The sequence below is a fragment of the Dryocola sharpae genome, from assembly GCF_051307055.1.
Taxonomy (GTDB): Bacteria; Pseudomonadota; Gammaproteobacteria; order Enterobacterales; family Enterobacteriaceae; genus Dryocola.
In genome coordinates this window covers 1,690,199-1,711,452 of sequence record NZ_CP149994.1, presented here as the reverse complement: position 1 = coordinate 1,711,452, position 21,254 = coordinate 1,690,199, and the positions used below count along the sequence as shown (strand labels likewise).

General features: G+C 51.9%; 23 protein-coding genes and 2 pseudogenes. 11 read left to right on the top strand and 14 right to left on the bottom strand.

Annotated features, from left to right (window positions below):
* Positions 1 to 141 precede the first annotated feature (141 nt).
* Together WLO31_RS08155 and WLO31_RS08150 are read right to left on the bottom strand one after the other, a co-directional pair.
* Complete coding sequence (locus WLO31_RS08155) at positions 142 to 426, bottom strand: hypothetical protein (protein ID WP_435930551.1); 285 nt, start codon at positions 424 to 426, stop codon at positions 142 to 144.
* A gap of 44 nt (positions 427 to 470) precedes the next feature.
* Positions 471 to 767, bottom strand: coding sequence for a hypothetical protein (locus WLO31_RS08150; protein WP_435929963.1), 297 nt, complete (start codon positions 765 to 767; stop codon positions 471 to 473).
* Between the two features lie 502 nt (positions 768 to 1,269).
* Between WLO31_RS08150 and WLO31_RS08145 the strand changes: the two genes are divergently transcribed.
* Both WLO31_RS08145 and WLO31_RS08140 read left to right on the top strand, forming a co-directional pair.
* Positions 1,270 to 2,061 (top strand): MBL fold metallo-hydrolase, encoded by a 792-nt coding sequence (locus tag WLO31_RS08145; protein WP_435929962.1) that lies wholly within the window; start codon positions 1,270 to 1,272, stop codon positions 2,059 to 2,061.
* 145 nt (positions 2,062 to 2,206) lie between these two features.
* A complete protein-coding gene (locus tag WLO31_RS08140; protein WP_435929961.1) occupies positions 2,207 to 2,905 on the top strand; it encodes an RluA family pseudouridine synthase in 699 nt (232 codons plus the stop codon).
* An 18-nt stretch (positions 2,906 to 2,923) separates the two neighbouring features.
* On the opposite strand, the gene WLO31_RS08135 is transcribed toward WLO31_RS08140, so the two are convergent.
* The 5 genes from WLO31_RS08135 to WLO31_RS08115 all read right to left on the bottom strand — a co-directional run bounded on the left by WLO31_RS08135 (position 2,924) and on the right by WLO31_RS08115 (position 7,439).
* Positions 2,924 to 3,952: an LLM class flavin-dependent oxidoreductase gene (locus WLO31_RS08135; RefSeq protein WP_435929960.1), complete on the bottom strand. Its 1,029-nt coding sequence runs from the start codon at positions 3,950 to 3,952 to the stop codon at positions 2,924 to 2,926.
* 300 nt (positions 3,953 to 4,252) lie between these two features.
* Positions 4,253 to 4,783 carry a hypothetical protein gene (locus WLO31_RS08130; protein WP_435929959.1) on the bottom strand — a complete coding sequence of 177 codons (531 nt, stop codon included), beginning with the start codon at positions 4,781 to 4,783 and terminating at the stop codon, positions 4,253 to 4,255.
* Positions 4,784 to 5,048: 265 nt separating this feature from the next.
* Complete coding sequence (locus WLO31_RS08125) at positions 5,049 to 5,234, bottom strand: hypothetical protein (RefSeq protein WP_435929958.1); 186 nt, start codon at positions 5,232 to 5,234, stop codon at positions 5,049 to 5,051.
* Between the two features lie 385 nt (positions 5,235 to 5,619).
* Positions 5,620 to 6,753: a GIY-YIG nuclease family protein gene (locus tag WLO31_RS08120; protein WP_435929957.1), complete on the bottom strand. Its 1,134-nt coding sequence runs from the start codon at positions 6,751 to 6,753 to the stop codon at positions 5,620 to 5,622.
* Between the two features lie 83 nt (positions 6,754 to 6,836).
* The gene (locus tag WLO31_RS08115) at positions 6,837 to 7,439 is read right to left on the bottom strand and encodes a tyrosine-type recombinase/integrase (protein ID WP_435929956.1); all 603 of its coding nucleotides are present in this window, start codon (positions 7,437 to 7,439) and stop codon (positions 6,837 to 6,839) included.
* Positions 7,440 to 7,660: 221 nt separating this feature from the next.
* On the opposite strand from WLO31_RS08115, the gene WLO31_RS08110 reads away from it, so the two are divergent.
* Positions 7,661 to 8,587 carry a hypothetical protein gene (locus WLO31_RS08110; protein ID WP_435929955.1) on the top strand — a complete coding sequence of 309 codons (927 nt, stop codon included), beginning with the start codon at positions 7,661 to 7,663 and terminating at the stop codon, positions 8,585 to 8,587.
* Between the two features lie 131 nt (positions 8,588 to 8,718).
* Here WLO31_RS08110 and WLO31_RS08105 read toward each other — a convergent pair whose 3' ends face one another.
* Complete coding sequence (locus WLO31_RS08105) at positions 8,719 to 9,111, bottom strand: nuclear transport factor 2 family protein (RefSeq protein ID WP_435929954.1); 393 nt, start codon at positions 9,109 to 9,111, stop codon at positions 8,719 to 8,721.
* A gap of 94 nt (positions 9,112 to 9,205) precedes the next feature.
* Between WLO31_RS08105 and WLO31_RS08100 the strand changes: the two are divergent.
* From WLO31_RS08100 to WLO31_RS08075, 6 genes and pseudogenes are all read left to right on the top strand, one after another.
* Positions 9,206 to 9,439: pseudogene (locus WLO31_RS08100) on the top strand (AraC family transcriptional regulator); the annotation flags it as partial.
* Positions 9,440 to 9,523: 84 nt separating this feature from the next.
* Positions 9,524 to 9,976: a helix-turn-helix domain-containing protein gene (locus WLO31_RS08095; RefSeq protein WP_435930549.1), complete on the top strand. Its 453-nt coding sequence runs from the start codon at positions 9,524 to 9,526 to the stop codon at positions 9,974 to 9,976.
* 308 nt (positions 9,977 to 10,284) lie between these two features.
* Positions 10,285 to 10,764, top strand: coding sequence for a hypothetical protein (locus WLO31_RS08090; RefSeq protein ID WP_435929953.1), 480 nt, complete (start codon positions 10,285 to 10,287; stop codon positions 10,762 to 10,764).
* 35 nt (positions 10,765 to 10,799) lie between these two features.
* Positions 10,800 to 11,903 (top strand): hypothetical protein, encoded by a 1,104-nt coding sequence (locus WLO31_RS08085; protein WP_435929952.1) that lies wholly within the window; start codon positions 10,800 to 10,802, stop codon positions 11,901 to 11,903.
* Positions 11,894 to 12,238: a hypothetical protein gene (locus WLO31_RS08080; protein ID WP_124753101.1), complete on the top strand. Its 345-nt coding sequence runs from the start codon at positions 11,894 to 11,896 to the stop codon at positions 12,236 to 12,238. Before WLO31_RS08085 ends, WLO31_RS08080 begins: the two co-directional genes overlap by 10 nt.
* Positions 12,225 to 12,392: a hypothetical protein gene (locus WLO31_RS08075; RefSeq protein ID WP_155553786.1), complete on the top strand. Its 168-nt coding sequence runs from the start codon at positions 12,225 to 12,227 to the stop codon at positions 12,390 to 12,392. Before WLO31_RS08080 ends, WLO31_RS08075 begins: the two co-directional genes overlap by 14 nt.
* Positions 12,393 to 12,649: 257 nt before the next feature.
* Here the strand turns inward: WLO31_RS08075 and WLO31_RS08070 are convergent.
* The 6 genes and pseudogenes from WLO31_RS08070 to WLO31_RS08045 form a co-directional block, all read right to left on the bottom strand.
* Positions 12,650 to 12,763, bottom strand: a pseudogene (locus WLO31_RS08070) (IS481 family transposase); the annotation flags it as partial.
* 477 nt (positions 12,764 to 13,240) lie between these two features.
* Positions 13,241 to 14,560 carry an NAD(P)/FAD-dependent oxidoreductase gene (locus WLO31_RS08065; RefSeq protein WP_435929951.1) on the bottom strand — a complete coding sequence of 440 codons (1,320 nt, stop codon included), beginning with the start codon at positions 14,558 to 14,560 and terminating at the stop codon, positions 13,241 to 13,243.
* A gap of 255 nt (positions 14,561 to 14,815) precedes the next feature.
* Positions 14,816 to 15,517 carry a GntR family transcriptional regulator gene (locus tag WLO31_RS08060; RefSeq protein WP_435929950.1) on the bottom strand — a complete coding sequence of 234 codons (702 nt, stop codon included), beginning with the start codon at positions 15,515 to 15,517 and terminating at the stop codon, positions 14,816 to 14,818.
* A gap of 95 nt (positions 15,518 to 15,612) precedes the next feature.
* Positions 15,613 to 15,921, bottom strand: coding sequence for a hypothetical protein (locus tag WLO31_RS08055; RefSeq protein WP_250899552.1), 309 nt, complete (start codon positions 15,919 to 15,921; stop codon positions 15,613 to 15,615).
* A complete protein-coding gene (locus tag WLO31_RS08050; RefSeq protein WP_435929949.1) occupies positions 15,896 to 17,398 on the bottom strand; it encodes an aldehyde dehydrogenase in 1,503 nt (500 codons plus the stop codon). Before WLO31_RS08050 ends, WLO31_RS08055 begins: the two co-directional genes overlap by 26 nt.
* Positions 17,399 to 17,407: 9 nt before the next feature.
* A complete protein-coding gene (locus tag WLO31_RS08045; protein ID WP_435929948.1) occupies positions 17,408 to 18,304 on the bottom strand; it encodes a dihydrodipicolinate synthase family protein in 897 nt (298 codons plus the stop codon).
* 394 nt (positions 18,305 to 18,698) lie between these two features.
* Between WLO31_RS08045 and yddG the strand changes: the two genes are divergently transcribed.
* Together yddG and WLO31_RS08035 are read left to right on the top strand one after the other, a co-directional pair.
* On the top strand, positions 18,699 to 19,610 hold the full coding sequence (gene yddG, locus WLO31_RS08040; RefSeq protein ID WP_435929947.1) for an aromatic amino acid DMT transporter YddG: 912 nt from the start codon (positions 18,699 to 18,701) through the stop codon (positions 19,608 to 19,610).
* A 262-nt stretch (positions 19,611 to 19,872) separates the two neighbouring features.
* Positions 19,873 to 21,249, top strand: a complete 1,377-nt coding sequence (locus WLO31_RS08035) for an MFS transporter (protein ID WP_435929946.1) — start codon at positions 19,873 to 19,875, stop codon at positions 21,247 to 21,249.
* Positions 21,250 to 21,254 lie beyond the last annotated feature (5 nt).

The window sequence follows — 21,254 nt, the reverse complement described above, 5'->3', positions numbered from 1 at the left end:
GCCTTCTCAGCAAAAGCCGCTTACCGGCTGAGATGGCGGGAAAACCATCTCTCTAATGCATGCCCGGTTAGCCGCGCTAACTCGATAAAAAGCGGCATTATGTCCATTGTTTTTCACTGAGTTCACCTGCCGCGCCCACTTTTACGAAATAAAAAAATAAATTAGCGCAATAACAATAGCAGAGACAGCGCATATTACGGCGCTACCGGAGAGATCTTTCAATGAATGCAGGTAACCTTCGTTATGCTCATTTAATTTCATAATGGCTTCACTTTCGTTTTCAGCTTCTACTTCGACGAAATGCTTTCTGAACCCTTTTTGCTTCATCTCCCGCACAAATGAAGGCGTAACTGAAGCTTTGGGGAACGCCTTTGAAATTAACTTAGCTTCATCATTCTTTATAAATACTATGTACTTCACTATCATCATCTCCGGAAAGGCACAGATTTTAGTAGCTGTGCCTTTTTTAATTAATGATTCTTGCCGCCGAGTTCTCTTCTTCCCGATGTCATACCAGCGCCGGTACCATTTCCTCCGTACCCATTGCCGGTTTTCATCGTATTCTCACCCCAGATACCATTTGCGGCAGAACCACTTCCATAGGGAGAGTTTTTTGACAGATAAGACTGCCCGCTACGGTTACCGCTGTTGCCGCCGCTATTCGCAGCACCTGAACCACCATTGCTTGACGAGCGCTTCCCGCTGCCGTCTCTGTCCTGCCACCCGCCTGATATCCTGTGATATTGACTGCTTAAAATTTCTTTCATTCGCGATCTCCTTGAATTTATTAAACCAGCATCATGCGGCTGGTTGTAATTTATACTATCCATATAATTGATTTAAACAATTGTATTTTTCAGATATTTGATATCGATCGAAAAAAACCGTTGTATTAAATGAAGGCATTAAATGAATCCGTTAAATAAATCACTAACAAAAATACAGCAAAAGATAAAAGCATTATATATTTTACCAGCTATGGGGATGTGCGAGTATTTCGCATCATTTCGTAAAGCGTAGTTAATCCTGGACTAACCATAATTTCAGCCCCTGACCACGAAATAAAGCGCCCAATGAAAGCCCCTATCGTTTGGTTTTAATGGCTACTGCTTAAGCGGCAGCACTAACCGGCACATCCTTATGGACTGATGTGCCATGCTGACTATGTTTTTATCGGCTACTGGAGCAGTGAGCAGACAGACTACGGAAGCTGCCATATCCATACTGCTTCTTTAAAACTGGCTTAACCGGAACGGAGAGGACGATTCAATGATCGCTTTATGCAAAGCCTGCGGCACATCCTATGAGATCGCCGATTCCCATCCAGAACGCTGTAAAATCTGCGAAGATGAGCGCCAGTACGTGCCCGTAACGGGGCAGGAATGGGTGACTCTGGAGGGCCTTTTTGCTTCACACTCAAATAAGTGGAAACAGCACGAGCCATACCTGCTCAGCATGCAGACCGTTCCTGCTTTTGCGATTAACCAGCGCGCTTTTATTCTGAGAACGCCGGAAGGCAATATTCTGTGGGACTGCATCGCCACTCTCGATGACGCCACGAAAACGCTAATTTCTTCCCTGGGCGGGCTCAGGGCTATCGCCATATCACATCCCCACTACTACACCACCATGCAGGAGTGGGCAGCCGAATTTGACGCCCCGATTTACCTTCATGCCAGCGATCGCCAGTGGATCATGCGCGACAGCCCGCGGATCGCCCTCTGGGAAGGCGACACCCTTAAGCTTGCCGCTGACGTCAGCGTAATACGTCTCGGTGGGCACTTTGCCGGCGGCAGCGTGCTTCACTGGGCGCAGGACGAAGGGGTGCTGCTGGCCGGAGATATCCTTCAGGTCACCCCGGGCGCGGATGCCGTATCCTTTATGTGGAGCTATCCCAATATGCTGCCGCTGTCGGCCGTGACGGTCAGCGATATTATGCGCCGCCTGAGTACCGTGAAATTTGCGAAACTCTACGGCGCGTTTGAAGGAAAGGATATTAAGCAAAACGCCGATGACATCGTGCGGCGTTCAGGTGAAAAGTATATAGCCTGCCTTAGTTAAGCGAATGTTTATGGGCGCCAGATAGCGTGCTCTCGCCATCTGCGTGCCCGGTTGTCGCCAGCCGCTCCGTCTGGCGAACGGCCAGATTCGTCAGCCGGCTGAAAATTCGTTATCATCCGCTCCCACTCTTTATCCGGGCAGCCTGATGTCTACGATTATCGATACCTTTATTGCCCCGCCGTGTCATGACAGGATAGAAATTCTTTATCAGGACAATCACCTGATGCTGATCAATAAACCCGCCGGGCTGCTTAGTCTTTCGGGGAAAAACCCGCAGAACCTGGATTCGGTGCACCACCGGCTGGTGCAGATATTTCCCGGCTGCACCCTGGTCCACCGCCTGGATTTCGGTACCTCCGGGCTGATGGTGATCGCCCGCAATAAGGCGATCAATGCCGCCCTCTGCCAACAGTTCAGCCAGCGCACGGTGACCAAAGTGTACAGCGCCCTGCTCTGCGGACATCTGGACGATGACGAAGGGGTGATAGAGGCGTCGATTGCCAGAGATCCGGCGCTGTTTCCTCTGATGTCGATTTGCTCAATCAACGGCAAACCTGCTCGTTCCCGCTATCGGGTCGTTGAGCGCTTTTATCAGGCACCGGAAGACGGGACGTTGCTGCCATTGACGCGGGTACAGCTCACCCCCGAGACCGGACGCACCCATCAACTCCGCATCCACTGTCAGCGGCTGGGCCATCCTGTTCTGGGCTGCGACCTGTATGGCGGCCGCCTGCTGCCAGGCTCAGAACGGGCGCCGCGGCTGATGCTGCACGCCAGCGAGCTGCATTTTGTTCATCCCATCAGCGAAGAGGTGATCAAAGCCCGTAATGCCAGCCCGTTCTGACAGCGAAAGCCTCTGTCATTATTCGTCGCGCCAGCCCATTGCCGGAGCGACATGTTTCAGAATGGACTCGATAACATGCGCGTTGTAATCCACGCCCAGCTGATTCGGCACGGTCAGTAATAACGTATCCGCTTCGGCGATCGCTTCGTCCTGTTTCAGCTGTTCGATCAGCTTGTCAGGCTCTGCGGCATAGCTGCGGCCGAATATCGCGCGAGTTTTCTCATCAAGGAAACCGACTTTATCGCTGTCGTCACGGCCTGAACCAAAGTACATCCGGTCGCGATCGTCCATCAGGGCAAAAATGCTGCGGCTCACCGAGACTCGTGGCGAACGTGTATGCCCTGCATCCGCCCAGGCTTCCCGGTACGCCCGGATCTGCTTCGCCTGCTGAATATGGAAAGGCTCGCCTGTTTCATCGTCTTTCAACGTGGAGCTTTGCAGGTTCATTCCCAGTTTTGCGGCCCATGCCGCTGTCGCATTCGAACCGGCACCCCACCATATACGCTCGCGTAAACCTGCGGAATGAGGCTCAGGACGCAACAGGCCCGGCGGATTCGGGAACATCGGTTGTGGACTGGGTTCCGCAAAGCCTTCTCCACGCAGCACGTCCAGCAGCACCTCGGTGTGGCGGCGCGCCATATCAGACTCGTTTTCGCCTTCAAGAGGGACGTAGCCAAAATAGCGCCAGCCATCAATCACCTGCTCAGGGGAGCCGCGGCTGATGCCAAGCTGCAAACGTCCTGCGGAGATCAAATCCGCCGCGCCCGCATCCTCCGCCATATACATCGGGTTTTCATAGCGCATATCGATAACGCCAGTACCGATCTCAATCCTGCTGGTTTTTGCTGCTATCGCTGCCAGCAGCGGGAACGGTGAGCTGAGCTGGCGGGCAAAGTGATGCACCCTGAAATAAGCGCCATCCGCGCCCAGCTCTTCGGCGGCCACAGCCAGATCGATGGATTGCAGCAGCGCGTCAGCGGCCGAGCGGGTTCCGGACTGCGGCGAGGGCGTCCAGTGACCAAATGACAAAAATCCAATATTTTTCATAACGGCTTTATCCTGATTTCAGGGAAGGACAGGCAGGCTGGGACACTGTTCATCGTGAAGCAGGCCTGTTCCTGCTTTGAGTTATCCCTACTTTACGCATTATCAGATGAGAATAAATATCGTTTGTTTAACAGAATACATCAAATAAACTGACTGAAAGAGCGAGACGCGGAACGCCTGGTGCTACCGTAAACAAAACCTGGCGAGGAACAGAATCCGTTAATGCGGGGCTTAATAACTCTTTCGCCCGCCTTCTCAGCAAAAGTCCCTTACCGGCTGAGAAGGCGGGAAAATCAGAGATTAATGAATGCCCGGCACGGCCTCGCCGCCCAACATCGCAAGCCCGGCCGTGGTGCGAATAAAGCGCGGCGCTTTTAAATCCTCAGTGAACATCGCCAGCATTTCACTCAACAGTTCGGCGATATGCTCCTGCTGATCCGGCGAGACCTGCTGGTTGAGCAACACCATCGTTAATGCTGTGCAGTATTCACAGACTGTCTCTGAATCGGGTAAAAGCGGATTGTGGTATTCCCCGACATCGCTCTCTTTTACCGTTAATTGTTCAATAAGATGTTCCGGCAGCGGCGATTTTAAAACTACGTTCAGAACTTTCAGCCCTGCCAGCAACCGCCCGCACAGCGCTATATATTCAGCGTGATTATGGGTTTCGATTAATTCATCAGCATAAAGCTGGCAAATATCCAGCACCTGAAATAAATCATGCGTGGCGCCGAGCGGTATTTTTAGCAGGGCTGTGAGATCCCCTGCAATAACGGATCGAGCACCAGTGATTTCAGGGCGGGTAAATGTGTTATTATCGGCGTTAGCCATAGCTGTTACTCCTTGGAAGTTAACGGTTGTGGTTAGCCCTCGTCTGGTGTTCCACCACCTTTCGGGGGCGCTTCTTTTACGGCTTTTTTAGTTTTCGCCTCTACTCTCTTCTATTGGCGCTGTATAAGTCAACAGTACAACTGCGCTTAATTACTGGAAACTGAAAGTATTCGGCACATCTCACAATGTTCTGAATATATAGGTGTAATTGCAGGGGAATATTAACGTCTGCTTTGCATATTCTTTTTTTTGTTCGGGCGCATTTTTACAGGCTGAATAAATAAATCAGCGCAACGGCTATAAAGCAGATCGCGCAGATGACGACGTTGCCAAAAAGCTCTTTCAGGGAATGCAGATAACCTTCGTTATACTCAGTCAACTTTTTCATCGCCTCGCTTTTGTTTTCAGCCTCCACTTCGACGAAATGTTTTCTGAACCCTTTCTGCTTCATTTCCTGAACAAAGGCCTGCGTAACCGAACTGCTTTCACGACAGGCCTTGCATCCTTTGCTTGTTCATCAACAGAACTGCTCGTTCTTACGCTCCGGTTATGTAGTTTGCTGGCTACTCTATGCGCAGAATCGAGCGGGACACATCTGTATCATCCTGTGTAATTGATAGTTATCCTCATCGTAATCTGACAGAAGCCGTGGGGAGAATGACAAAAGCGGTGCCCGGATATTTGAACACCTCACCCGCCTCGCGGGGAGCGAGGAGCGGATGTTGCAACCATTCTCTTCATAACGTAAATAGTGGTGTATTAATCATCAAGACTTAAGTCACCAATATATGAGCTCGTATTTTATCTAATATAAAGGGGTAGACAGTTGGTCGTAACTATTGATGCTGTAAAAGTGCTCTCATTTCTGGAAAAAGTATCGAAACGAATGCATCATACTGTCGATCAAATTCTGTATCTTCATCAAGATAAGACATGAACCGAATAACGTTCTCAGCCTGTTTGTCTGTTGTTGGCGGTTGAAAACTTCTCCAGCCCAGCAGGAATAAACGCCTTAAAGGGTGTTTTCCATTTTTCCCTCTATTTAGGGCGGCAGCAAGGACATCATAAGCTGAAGGTAATTTGCTACCCACAGTACGAGCATGATTGAAAGACAACAAGACCGGAAGAACTCCCTTTATATTCCAGAAACTCCAGCCTAAACACGGAGCAAAAGTCTCATCCCAGTAGGGGTAACGAGTTAAGGAAAAAAAATTCGCAAATACAGTTTCATGCATATGCTCTGGAGAACCTTCATCATAATAGTTCAAGGCGACATCAAGAAAATTATCCAGAGCATCACCCCAACCAAACTCGTAATTAAAAGTTCTTATTCCAAGCTCTGCCTGCTTTATACGCTCCCATGCTCCATGAGCACGCAATTGTACTTCAACCAACCTCTGCTCTGTTTGAGTATAATAACCTCCTCTAACTTTACTGATACCGTGTTTAAGCATAAGTATAACAGTGGCTTCACTCTCTATTATTTCTGCTTCACGAGCGTTTTTCGTTCCTGTATCGATCGCATACATCAGTCGACGAGGAGTATTTATTCGGGTCCACTCTGCACCTTTGCCATTAAAGTGCTCAGCTAATCTTTTTTTTATATCTGCGGTCAATCCAACATAGTAACATCCATTCGACAACTCAAGGACATACAGGTAGATATCAACTGGAGTTTGGGCATTAAACCAATGCCCGATTTTATATTCATCACAAGCTTTAGTACTAACATTGCCACCACCTAACCTAATAAATTCTTCCGCTGCTTCATCAGGAATTACCTTACCAATTATTCGCTGCTTCCATCCGCGAGTGGGTGGCCATTCTTCACCCAGCAACTCAATCTGCCGCCGTTTATGTGAGCCTCTTTGAGTTGCCCCTGCCATTAATAATTCCATTGTGATAATCATCAGCATCCTCATGATGATGAATGTTTTAGCCAACTTAGATAATTGTTGTATGGCGGTCAACTATACCCACCACTATTTGACGAAGTTCGAGATATCTATAACGTCCGCTACTGGCACAGGGCTGCTGTTGCAGCCCTCACAAATTAAACTTCAATAGACTCAGATATCTCCAGGGCATCATCCACTTCAATACCGAGATAACGGACTGTACTTTCGAGTTTTTTGTGACCTAACAGTATCTGGATCACTCGAAGATTCTTCGTTTTTTTATAGATCAGATATGGCTTGGTTCTTCGCATAGAATGCGTACTGTACAGAGTCTCATCAAGACCCAACTTATCAATCCATCCATGAAAAATACGGTTATATTGCCTGGTTGAGATATGTCGTGAAGAACCGACGCGGGACTGGAACAGATAGTCGCTACTACGTAGATGAGCCATTTTGATCCACGCGGCCACAGCCTCTCTGGTTCCCTTAGTTAGTTCAAACTGAACGGGGCTTCCCGTTTTTTGCTGCAGCACTGTCGCTCTGCCCGAAACAGAGTGTCCATAGGCTACATCAGAAACTTTTAGCTTAACCAGATCACAGCCCCAAAGTTTACTGTCCAGAGCCATGTTAAACAGAGCTAAATCGCGTACTTTTCCTTCCAGCTCAAGTCTGATACGGATTCCCCAGATATGAGAGATCTGAAGAGGCCGTTTCTGGCCAATAATACGGCCCTTGTTCCAGGGGGATGTTGTCATGCTCAATCTCCTTTGGGTTAGGAGATGTGATTATGGTTGTCCCATATGAGCGAGAAGTGGAAGTTGGTACTTTTGCGCGCAAAACCGGTCTCGTCTGCAGGCAGAGGGTAGTTAATCCCGGTAGGCGTTTTCAATTTGTCTGGCCGAAAGATAATTAATACTATAATTTTTAAAAAGTTAAACTAAGTATGATGCATAAGACGTGAAGCTAAAGGACAGATATGACAGCATATTCAAACTCTGATGCAGCAAGGGATTTACGCTCGGCCTTAGACAAAGCACCCGCTGGCGCTGTGAACGGAGAATGGTTCTTTATCACCGAACAGGCTGGAGTCTCCTCACAAACCGGAGGCTACATGTATGCCGACGGGAGTCACGTTGCAGAGGGTAACCACTCCTTTCAGAAGGTCCGGGAGGTTGTCGAAAAACTCGAAGCATCACAGATACAGCCCTTTAATAAGGTTATCGTTCACTGGACAAGGTCTAAAATACCGTTAATACGGGGGCGCGTAACGGTTGACACACTATTCGATGAGACAATTGTGCCGCGTGGTCCACAGGACCCGATTTATGAGGCAGCTTCTGTAGCAAGGCGAGCCTTTTGGGAAAAGTATGGTAGCGTCTCAGATGGCTTTAAGGCTGAACAAGATGACGCGAACGTACACAACCAGACGGAATGGTTCGGGCCCCATCGTCGAGTACTCAATATTAAGAGCAACACCCAATTAACGCTGGCCACTGATGGCCTTTCGACGCCTTGGGCTGGCATTGCAGACCCAGAAAATGGCGTGGGATACGAACTTTTCATGGAATTAGATGCTTCGAGTATTACCAGCCACCAGATTGATGACTGGGCTCATCTCTTGATTAACCTGGGGGATCTCGTTGCCGATGGATATCAGGTTGCTGCCGATGTTGATAAATATGGTGCAATCCTGTTTTGCACTCTTACAGACGAATATAACCCAATGACTCGAATCATCCTCAGCCGTGATGGTCGTAAGATTGATAATTTGCCTTTCGGTTCCGTTCCGCTGATCCGTGTAACGCCGATAGCAGAGTCAGAGATTGAACACCTTGACCAATCTGATGAATGGGCATCAAGCGCAGCAAGACATGCTCTCACGGAACGGCAGATAGAAACATAGACAATTAGCGCGACGCTGTTCACGCCCCTTACGGGGCACGATCACCTTTCTTAAAGGAAGAACAGCATCAAATAATTGAACCTTGTTCCGCTGTGAGCGAAAAGCGGACGTTATTGATGTTTCCTGGTATTTTATTTGGCGTTGCCTAAATCGTGATCGCTCTCTGTACCTTTAAGCATAAGCGTCGTTTCTTCAATGCGCAGGAAGCGTCCTGACTCTTCTGTTTCCGCGAACATATACACTTCCATCACAACCTCTGTTCCGTCGCGCTTAGTGCATTGCACGCGATGTCGGGTAGCGTAGAGATTTCTATTGCGAAGTTCGTCAAGCACATCGATCCGCGCGAAAACACAGATTTCTCGAAGCTTACGTGCATGATGAGCGAACCCTTCACGATCTTCCCAGCAATCATTGGTACGCTGCCGATAGTTGGGGCTAAAATACCGATCAAGTACCTTTTCCAGTGGCAGTTCTTGCTGGTTGATTATTTCATCCAGAACAGTATCAATAGTAATGGTTTGCATGTGTGCTCCTCAGTGAATGTTGAGAGCATTTTACGATCGCATTGCTGGCGCCGGTACGGTATAAAAGACATTCAATACTCTTTAAGCGCCAAATATGATTGCCCCTCTGATTCCATTATCGCTGGCCTCCTCTGATGAAGAACCGGCTTTATTTGCCGTTATACGCCAGACAGGGGTGATACGGGAAACACCCCGTCATCACCATGCTCGTGGACAGTTACTTGGAGCCGAACATGGACTGCTAACAGTCGATGCCGGTGATTATCGCTGGGTGGTACCGGCAACGCATGCAGTCTGGATACCGCCAGCCATACCGCACGGTTTATATTCGCATGGCCCTTACTCAGGCTGGAATGTCTATGTCGGCGCCTCTGCTTGCAAAGAATTACCTGATAAACCCTGTATTCTTTCCATTACAGGCCTACTGCGCGAGGCCGTAACACGGGCGTCGGCCTGGAAAGAAAATGTTCTTACTGCATCGCAGGAACGGTTGGCTGGGGTCATCCTCGACGAGATCCAGTCGCTTCCCCTGGTGAACCTCGGTCTGCCAATGCCGCAGGATGCCCGGCTTCTCAGGATTGCGCGTGCGCTCTCAGAACGGCCAGACGATGACCGCAGGCTTGAGGCATGGGCAGCGTGGGCCGGTACATCGCCACGAACGGTCACGCGGCGATTCAGCGCTGAAACCGGCTTTAGCTTCACTGAATGGCGACAGCGCGTGCGGTTGCTCAGGGCACTCGAACTTCTGGCTGAGGGGCAGCCAGTGAAGACAATTGCGCTGGACCTGGGCTACGACAATGTGAGCACTTTTATCGCCTTATTTCGCCGTGTATTTGGCATGACGCCTGGACGGTATAAATTTTGAGCCAAGGTGATTGGTATGAACTCTGCAAGGCACTGACACTCACTGGCACAAAGCGGCTATCTGACAGAGTTGAAGGTCCGCTGAGAGCGAGGAGCGGAAGTTGCACGTGATCATCAATGGACATGGAGCGGAGTAACCAGCTGAAAGGATAACAACCAAAGCTGAGGTTACTAACAACATTCACCTCATGAGCCGGATATATATCGCCTTTCATATCTTCTGAGCATATTAGTATCAACTGTTTGCGAACCATGCCGATACTGACAGAATGACTATCATTTGATGATAATGAAAGAAGGATACTTGAATTGAACAGAATGACAGGAATTGCTGTTTTATGTCTTGCGCTGATGGGATGCAGTTCTATGCCCTCAGAAAACAGAACGCAGTACCTGAGAACGGAAATGCAATCACCAGTTTCAGGGCCAACCACAGTAACTGTAACCGCGGACAGCCTTCTGAAAAAAGACAATACTCGTAATTTGCTACTGTACGCACTCCGCCCGTTGCCTGGGAAAGTATTCACCTCTGATCTGGACAGAAAATTTGCAGCAGCGACGATCTATATCGATTTGTACGCAGATAAAGGAAACAGTACGGCCGAGATCAGTGGTGAGATAAATTACTATGATCACGAGCAATATGTGAATGCCCGCCTGGTAGGAGGCATTGTTAGGACAATACAACTTGCACCACAGGCCATCCCGCTGACACTCAATAAGCCTTTATCAATCAGTCTGCCACATGGGATCCACTATTCCGTCATGTTGACGGACAGCCAGCCTTGAACATAGCTCCGCTTAAAAAAGCGCATGAGGACGTAATGGCGAATATATGGCACAAAATTAAATCGGTTTTCATAGCAGAACCTGAAGATGCATACTGGGATCAAAGAGCGACCAACCTGGATTATCTGGTGAAGCGGCATAAGGGTGAAATTGTAGTTGATCCGACCACCGCTCACTTGTCTCTGGATGACCGGGCCAAAATGGCAGTCGATACGGTAGACTTCGAGACGATGCTTGCCGACCTGGAGATATCGACGGATTATCGTGCACTCAATTCCAATGATATTGTTGTGGCGGTCTGCATTGGGATCATGGGGGTTGGCGCTGCGCATATGACAAATCACTATGCCGATGCACTGGAAGAAAAGTTCGTAAAGCTGCATGAGTATTTTAAGCCTGAAGGTACTGGTGCCAGTCCCTTAGACTACCGGGCAGGTGCTAACCATCGATCTATCTTTGGGCACGACTTTAATCTCAATCAGAAACTGCCAGACGGTTATACGTATGGAGGGCAAGATGTCGGTGGGCAAACTGTATATTCGCTGGTGCTAAAATACCTCGAAAGTAACTTTCCCGGGAGCAGTGGACTCGGCCTGCATCTTAAAGCAATCCTGCATATTCTGACCCACTATCTTTCCGATTTACCCACAACGAAAGGGTTACCTTTACCCTTTTCTTCTTTTTTTACAGAATGGAAAGAGGACCCCACCAAATCATCAGGCTATGCGGCTTCTAACCCTTTGATGGAAGCTCTGGGAGATGAGTACGGAACTATAAACGCAGCTGATGCATCCAGCTACGCTGTTATGAAGTTGCTTTTACTCTCTTATGGCGCTTTTGCCCATAGGGGACTGGATACTCCGGAAGATGAAAAAGAGCTACATAAGACGCAACTTGCGGTGATCGCTTATGGCACTGCGCTTGTTATACAGATGCTTCTGCTGGTAACAGGAACTCTTGGACGAACCGGAAAGCTGAACTACCTTATTGCCGGTCCGTTCCTCTGGAACAGTACCCGCTCGGTATTGATAGTCCATAAACAGCATCGTCAGGTCATGACTCATTACGAGAAATCTATTGCCGTACTTAATGACAGCGAATCAAATTTTGACGATTGGGTAAAAACTGTATGCGTTTAGTAAACCATGCCACTAATACAAAAAACTTTTATCATTTTGAAGACTCCGATGATTGTTGCGAGCCTGCTGTAGTAAAAGCAGCAGCTGAGCGTTTGCGGCAAAGCAAAGATCTTAATGCTGCTGATGCCGCCCAACTCGAAACGATTGTCTCGCTTGAACTGCTGAGGTATGAGTACGCTTCTGGCGAAATGCCGGTGGATGATTTAAAGTCGCAGATACAAAAACTGCGTAATACTTTAATCGATGTCCATGGCCGGGAACCTTTCGATAACTGCAATATAGACAAAGGTTTCTACAGATTTCTGAACGAGGAATATGGTCATGTCACAAAGTAAAAACATCCTGGCCGCTGTTGGGTTATTAGTGACTGCTATTTCATCAGCTTTTGCAGGGAAAAAGGCTTCGGACCATCTTGAAAAACGTCGTAAAAAATCGCTTGAAAAGGAAGAGGGTGGGATTGATAAAAAACTGAAAAAGGACGGCAAATGATTATTTTATTTATTGTTATTGCATTAATTGCTTTTGTTATTATATTTGGCGCCAATGAAGTGCCCAGACGAAGAAGGCATCAGGCGATGCAGGAGGCAAAAAAGAAAAGGTTTCATGATAGTGACCAGAGATGAATGACGAAGCATTACGATCAAGCATATGTAGCATATTGATGACGTCCACTTCCCGTTATCTGATACGTGTTAGCTCTGACCTGATCTGACAGTTCCCGGTTATTTATACAGGTGTCTGTCAGATTACATCTGGCTTAAATTTTTATCAGTCCAGATGCGTTTTCCATCAAGTAATGTATCGATTGGCGTCCACCCACAGCACATTTTTCCCTGATGGGTTCGCTCATTATTATAGTGAGTTTGACCTGCTCCCCGTAGATTAGTACATCATGATGTTAGCCGTGTCCGCTTTTGGCACAAAACGGACTGTCATTGTCACGCATTTTGTCAGCGGTCAGTTAATCCAGTCTCCCGGCGTGAGGCCAGGCAACTGCTCAAACGCTCTAATGTTGTCGTTACCAGCACGATGCCGGCGCCAATGGTTTGCCCGGCGATCGCAGGGCCAATCGGCGTCCGGCGTCGGTATAACATATTTAACAAACTCGTGGTGATGTGGTTTGTCAGGTGCAGAATTGTAATGGGTACAGTTACAGGACAGTTAGATCGAAGCCACTGAATCACACAAACAGCCTTATAACAAGCTGCACGCCAAGCAAGGAATCCGAGCAACTCTATCACTGGCCGCTGGGTAGACGTCTAGCGATCACCCGAATCTTAGCGATATTGGGCTGTAAGGCATTCAGTAAGAGTGCCGGGTGGCGTTTTCACGGAATGCTACACCTCCAGTCCGGCGCGGAACTGGCCCCACTTCAGCACCGATTTCACCCCAATTGACAGGAACGGCTCCGGCGGGGTTCTGTTCGGGCCCGGCGAGGCCACGAGGAAATCGATCAGCTCGTTGCGCTCCCCGGCGATCATATCCGCCAGCAGTTTGCCGGTGGCGGTGCCGCGGGTGATCCCCAGACCGTTACAGCACAGCGCGCCATAGACGTTTGGTGCCAGCTGACCAAAGAAGCCTTCGTGATTATCCGACAGGCAGATGGCTCCGCTCCAGGAGTATTCGAAATCAACCTTGCTCAGCATCGGGAAGCGGCGCTCGAACGATTTGCGATGGGTCTCAATATTGTGCTTCAGTTGTTTTTCACGAGGGCGGCCGTCGGGATGGAAGCTAAAGCTGTTACGCATCAGAATGCGGTTATCAACCGTGCGACGCACTGTGCTGCCAAACGGATGCGCCGGGATAACGCCCCACACCGGCTTGCCGCCGAGCCGCGCCTGCTCTTCAGCGGTCAACGGACGGGTCAGGCTGCCATAAAGGAAGGTCGGCAGCAGGCGACCGCGCAGGAAGCCAAAGTGAGATGCAAAGGCGTTATTCGCCAGGATCAGCGTATCGGCGGTGATGCTGCCCTGATCATGCACTAGCGTCACTTTGTCGCCATAGTCGATAGCGGTAATGGGCGTGTTTTCATACAGGGTCACGTTAGACGGCAGGCTGTCCGCCAGCCCTTTCACCAGCGCCGAGGGCTGGAGCAGAATGGTGCCCGGAATATAAAGCGCCTGCTGGTAGTAAGAGGTGCCGATATGATCCGGCAGATCCTTCCCGGGGATCATCTCCGCGTGGCGGTCAATTTTCTCCAGCCCACTGCGGTAGGCCTCGAGAATGGCGATCCCTTTCTCCCCCACCGCAGCCTGATATTTACCGGACTCGGTCATCTGACATTCAATGCCGTGCTCCTTCACAATCTCACGCAGATAGTTCTGCCCGAGAGTATTGAGCTTGAGGATCAGATTGGCGGTGGTCACGTCGCCAATATAGTCCTTCGCCCCGATATCGTGCGGGACATCAATGGCGAAACCGGCGTTGCGCCCGGAGGAGCCGTAACCCACATCCTGCGCCTCAATCAGCACCACTTCATCATCCGGGAAGTTCAGCGCCAGCTGACGAGCCGCCGCCAGCCCGGTTAGTCCGGCCCCGACTATCGCCCAGCGGGCATGCTTTTGCCCGACGTGGGCAGGACGCGGGGTACGCGGTTGACTGGTGTGATACCAACCCGGCAGGGCGTCGTCAGCAGGCAGAGAAGTGATCTTTTGCACGTTGGTTACTCCGGTAAGCTCTGATTATGTTCTCGTCACGTCACCGCAGGATCCGGCAACTGAGTGAGATCAATGTTAGCCATCCTGATTAAATGAATATGTGATGTATATCTCATGTATACATGAAGTATAAAAATAGTTACGTAGATGATAAAAAAGGCGTGCAAAAGCCGGCGCAGCGGGGCGTCAGAAGATATAAAAGAACGGGAGAAGAGGGCCTGTCAGCGGGCGCTGGCAGGCCTTAGATTGAGGCGATCAGGGGTTATCGCCTTCCGGCAATGGCGCGAAATTATCGGCCTTCAGCCCCTGCGGCGCGATGAAGATTTCCATGTTTTCCCGCGACAGCTCCCAGTGCTCAAAGACCAGATCCACCACCGCCTGTTCGTCACGCGCCTCAATGGCAACGATAAAGGCGTCGTGATGATCCGCGGCCAGCTGTAAACGGCGCTCCATATCCTCGTTTTGCGGGCGGAAGAAGGTATGCCCGATACGACAGTGGTCGATCAGCAAACGTCCCAGGCTCGGCTGCAGATAGGGGTTGGCCGCCATCTCGCCCATGATCTCGTGAAAACGGTTGTTCTCCAGCGCCAGCGCCTCGGCATCGCGGGTTTGCACCGCCTTGCGAAAACGCTTTTGAGTCTCTTTCAGCGCCTTGAGCTGCGCCGGTTTGTAGTGCTGCACAGCAAGGCGTCCGGTGGCGGCATAGATCATCGGTGCCACCAGGAAGAAATTGCGCAGCGTCGAGTGGCTCATCGGGATCACCCGCACGCCGCGTTTTTCCACAATTTCGAGATAACCTTCCCCCGCCAGGCGCTGGAACACTTCGCGTACCGGCGTGCGGGAGAGGCCGTACTGCGCGGTCAGCGCGGCTTCATCCAGCAGCTCGTCCGGATCCAGCTCCATGGTCAGAATATGGCGCTTGAGATCCTCATACAGCGCTACCTTTCCCGTTCTCATTGACGCCTCCTGAAAGTCGACCTGTGATGCTTAACTATGATGTTGCTTAACCTACAGATAAAGATGTGCAACAGCAAAATTATCAGCCATGCCAGTCATGCTCTGCGCATTTCCCTGGCAGTTTGATAGATCAGCCTCAGGAGGGGCTCCGGATCCCGGTCCGGCGGGTGACGCAGGATCTCCCCACGTAGCCAGGCAATTTCACTGCCGGCAACCTGGCGAAATGACCGCAGCTGCCCGGCATTTTTTAGCCACTTCATAATAAAGGCATTTTTCTGCCGGTTTGAGCCAATGCGTCCCTGCTTTCTCGACAGGCCAACCGCCACCAGAAGACAGAAATAGAAATGAATTCTCTCTTCCAGACCGTTAAAAACGGTTTCAGGCGTCGTCTTCAGAGAGGTCAATCCAGATCGTCTTCAGTTCGGTGTACTGGTCGAGGGCGAAGACAGATTTATCGCGCCCGCCAAAGCCCGACTGCTTATAGCCGCCAAACGGCGTGGTGGCGTCGCCTTCGCCAAAGCAGTTTACCGTCACCGTGCCCGCACGAATGGCGCGCGACACGCGGATCGCCCGATTCAGCCTGCCGGTATAGACCGACGCGGCCAGACCGTACTGCGTATCGTTCGCCAGGGCAATGGCTTCGGCTTCGGTTTTGAAGGTGGTGACGCACAGCACCGGGCCGAAGATCTCCTCCTGGAACAACGCGCTTTCTGGCGTGACGCCGTCGATAATCGTTGGCTGGACATACATCCCCTGCTCAGTGTCGCCGCCCTGCACAATCCGCAGCCCTTCCTGACGGGCGGTATCGAGATAGCCGCTGACCTTGCTAAAGTGCGCCGGCGAGACCATCGCCCCGAGACGGTTGTTCGGATCGAGCGGGTTGCCCATGCGCCAGTCGCCGATCTGCGCAGCCATCTCTTTCAGCAGCGCCTCTTTAACGCTCTCCTGTACCAGCAGGCGCGAGGTGGCGGAACAGTTCTCGCCCATATTCCAGAATGCGCCGTTCAGCACGTGGCCAGCCACGGTCGCCAGATCCCCCGCATCTTCAAAGACGACAGCCGGGTTTTTACCGCCGCACTCCAGCACCACCTTCTTGAGGTTGGACTCTGCCGCATAGTGCAGGAAGCGCCGTCCGGTAGCGGTGGAGCCGGTAAAGCTCACCATGTCGATATCCGGGTGCAGACCAATCGGCTCTCCGACGGCTTTGCCAGTGCCGGTGACGATATTCAGTACCCCCGCCGGTACGCCCGCCTCAAACGCCAGCTCTGCGACCCGCAGCGCGGTGAGCGAGGTCTGCTCTGCTGGTTTCACTATCACCGAGCAGCCAGCCGCCAGCGCCGGGCCAATTTTCCAGGCCAGCATCAGCAGCGGGAAGTTCCACGGCAGGACGCAACCCACTACGCCAATCGGCTCGCGCACCACCAGCGCCATCGCGCCGTTACCGACCGGGGCGGTGTGGTCATAGAGTTTGTCGATGGCTTCCGCGTGCCACTTCAGCACGTGGATGGTTTCCGGCACGTCTACCGCCAGACATTCGCTCACCGGTTTGCCGCTATCGAGGCTCTCCAGCACCGCCAGCTGGTCGATCTCCTGCTCCATCAGTGCCGCCAGTTTCAGCAGCACCGCTTTGCGTTCGCCAGGTGCCCGCTTGCTCCAGCTTCCGGCCTCGAACGTGCTGCGCGCCCCCGCCACCGCCGCGTTGACGTCAGTAACGTCGCAGGCGGCGATGTGGCCGATAGTCTCCCCGGTGGCCGGATTGGTAGTAGGCAGCGTCTTGCCGGATTGCGCGGCGACGAAGCGTCCATTGATAAAAGCCTTACTCGCCAGAGAGAGCTCCCGGGCGATGGCCGTTACGTCGTGCAGCGTTTGCAGCTGATTCATATCACCTCCTTACAGCGCCGCAGCGACGTTGCGTTTCACATCGGCAATCACCGCTTTCAGCTGCGCTTTCTCTTCTTCATTCAGATCCTGCAGCGGCGCGCGCACCTTGCCGGAGGTCAGGCCGTTCAGCTCGCAGCCGTAACGAATGGACTGCACAAACTTGCCGCCGTCGAGAAAGTTCATCAGCGGCATCATCGCGGCCATGATCTTGCGGCCTTTGGCAAAGTCTTTCTCCACCACGCAGGCTTCATACAGCGCCACGTGCTCACGCGGGATAAAGTTGGAACCGGCGCAGACCCAGCTTTGCGCGCCCCAGGCGAAGAACTCGAGAGCCTGATCGTCCCAGCCGCAGGAGAGCGCAATGTCCGGGAACTTGCAGGCCAGCAGGTGCAGATTGTTGAAATCGCCGGAGCTCTCTTTGATGGCGACCACGTTCGACGAGCGGCTCACTTCGCGGAAGTAGGTCTCGCCCATGGTGATGCCCATGCGGCCCGGGTAGTTGTAGAGCATGATCGGCAGCTGGGCGGCTTTATCCACGGTCAGCGCGTGATGGGCGTTTTCCTGCTCGGTCGGCAGGGCGTATGGCGGCGAGGTTACCAGGATGGCATCGGCTTTATGCTCACGTGCATGTTTGGCGTAGTCCACCGCATCTTCGGTGCGCGTCGCGCCGGTGCCGACAATCAGCGGCAGGCGGGTGCCAATCACCTGGCGGGCCTGTTCTACCAGCGCTTTACGCTCTTCCGGACTCTGGGCGTAGTATTCGCCGGTAGAGCCACCGATGATGATGCCGTGAACGCGGGCCTCGATCAGCGACTCCAGCACCTCTGAAAAGCGCGGAAAATCAATGCTGCCATCGGCTGCGTAAGGGGTAATTGCCGGGGTGTAGATACCTTCAAATGTCAACACGATAACCTCCAGGGGAATTCACGACCATCACAGTCTGCTACGCAAGCCTGATGCACTGCGTTTGTTAAAAATTTGCACAGGGGGAGGTAAAAGGTCAATGAGTGAATATTTTTTGTATACAAGAAAAATACAACGTAAATACGTATTAACAGAATATTTTGACAAACTTGAAAAAATTAAACCTTAAAAATCAATAAAATAAATGCATTATTTTATCGTAGTAATTTTCTATATGATTTCCGATAACGATCACATTCCCGAATTATCACCCGCTGATACGTATTTACAGTGCCTTTCCGGCGGCATAGTTTTAATGCTGCAGTTAACCAGAATTTAACAAAGCGGCACGCCGGAAGCCCGGATTGTGACCAGAATGTAAACAGAGGTACAGGGTATGCCCCATAAGAAAGCGACACTCATCGGCCTGATCGCCATCCTGCTCTGGAGCGCGATTGTCGGCCTGATCAAAAGCGTGAGCGAAGGCTTTGGCCCGGTGGGCGGGGCGGCGTTGATCTATTCCTGTAGCGCGGTGCTGCTGCTGTTTACCATCGGCTTTCCGAAGATCCAAAAGTTCCCGCTGAGCTATCTCATCATCGGCAGCGTGCTGTTCGTTTGCTATGAGCTGTGCCTGTCGCTGTCGCTGGGCTTTACCCATACCGGGCGTCAGGCGATTGAAGTGGGGATGGTGAATTATCTCTGGCCGAGCATGACCATTTTACTGGCGGTGATCGTTAACCGGCAGAAAACCAGTCCGTTAATTATTCCCGGGGTGATTTTAGCCATCGTCGGAATAGGCCGGGTATTAGGCGGCGACGGTGGATTTTCGCTGACGGAGATGATGAATAACGTTATGGATAATCCGTTAAGTTACGGGCTGGCATTCAGCGGGGCGGTGATCTGGGCTATTTATTGCGTGGTTACCCAACGTATCGCTCAGGGAAATAACGGTATCACCTTGTTCTTTATCTTAACGGCGCTGACGCTGTGGGTGAAATATCTCACCTCGCCCCAGCCGGAATTTACTCTGTCGTGGCACGCATGGATCAGCCTGATGCTGGCGGCAATGGCGATGGGCTTTGGCTATGCCGCCTGGAACGTCGGGATCCTGCACGGCAACGTTACGGTGCTGGCGGCGGCGTCGTACTTTATTCCGATCATCTCAGCGGTGCTGGCTGCCTTTATGCTGGATTCGCACCTGACCCTGGCCTTCTGGCAGGGCACGGCGATGGTCAGCCTCGGATCGCTGATCTGCTGGTGGTCGACGCGCACGGTTGCCGTAAAACGATTATCTGACGAAGCGTCTTAAAAATAACAGATACAGTAGCAACATAATAAATATAACTGACATCTTATCCGACCATCCTGCAGCGGAGGAGTATTTGCCATGAATTACGCGAAATAACGCACGCTCTTATTTAACGCTTGAACCTTCTTAGACCTATATTTATTCCGTAATCGTAATTAACGGGCATGGCTTCGCTCGGCCTGAATAAACATTCATCGCTAATACTGTTTATTCCTGCTGTCACCCATTAATTCAACGATATCGGGGAAAGACAGGAGTTACCATGTCAAATACCGTTTCTGTTGAAGATGTACCACTCAACCGCTTTCATCGCCTGCTGACCGTGCGCTCCGGCGGCGGCTCCTTCGTGGATGGCTATGTGCTGAGCATTATCGGCATAGCCATGATGAAGGTCTCCCCGGCTCTGGGACTGACCGCCTTCTGGGAAGGGCTGATTGCCGCCTCGGCGCTGATCGGCATCTTCTTTGGCGGCTTTATCGGCGGCGCCCTTACTGACCGCCTGGGCAGAAAGATGCTCTATTTCGTCGGCCCGACGCTATTTGTGGCCTGCTCCGTGGCGCAATACTGGGTGCAGAGCGGCGAGATGCTGTTTGCCCTGCGCTTTTTAAATGGCGTGGCGGTAGGCATTGAATACCCGGTGGCGACCGCCTTCCTGGTGGAGTTTCTGCCGAAGAAAAACCGCGGGCCGTGCCTGGCGACCCTCACCATCCTGTGGTTTGCCGGTGCCGCTGCGGCCTATATGATCGGCGAAGCGCTGCTACACTTTGGCGGCCCGGATGCGTGGCGTCTGACCCTGGCGAGCACCGCGGTAATTGGTGCGCTGCTGTTCCTGGTGCGTCTTGGCACCCCGGAATCCCCGCGCTGGCTGATCAGCAAAGGCCGTCATGCCGAAGCCGAAGCGATTATTCGCAAGGTGTATGGCCCTGACTTTGGCCTGGACAACCTGCCGGAGCAGGCGGAAAGCAAAAACCTCTCCTTCTTCAACCTGCTGCACTCGGGCTACGGCAAACGCATGGCGTTTGTGACCATCTTCTGGACCTGCTCGGTGATCCCGGTGTTCGCGGTCTATGCCTTTGCGCCAAAAGTGCTGGATGCGCTGCACCTGAGCGGCAAGTGGGCCTCCTACGGTTCGGTGGCTATTACTCTGCTGTTCGTGGTCGGCTGCATTATCGCCACCCGGCTGGTGAATACTCTGGGGCGTCGCAAGCTGCTGCTGCAGAGCTTCCTCTGGTCGGGGCTGGCACTGCTGCTGCTGGGCCTGCTGCGTGACGGTCCGTCGATGGTCATTCTGCTGATGTTTGGTGCCTACGCGCTGTTTATCGGCGGGGCTCAGGTGTTGCAGCTGGTCTATCCGAACGAGATCTTCCCGACGGAGATCCGTGCCGGTGCGGTGGGCGTGGGGACCTCGCTGTCGCGCATTGGTGCGGCGGTCGGTACCTGGCTGGTGCCCGCCTCGCTGCAGAGCCTGGGGATCGGCACCACCATGTACATCGCCGCGGCGATCACCTTTGTGGGCTTAGCCGTCTCCTGGTGGCTGGCACCGGAAACCAACGCCCGCAGCCTTGCCGATGCGGCCTCGCTAGATGAGAGCCCGTCACATAAAGCGAATATGCCGATGGCGAAGCGTCATATGCTGTAACAGCC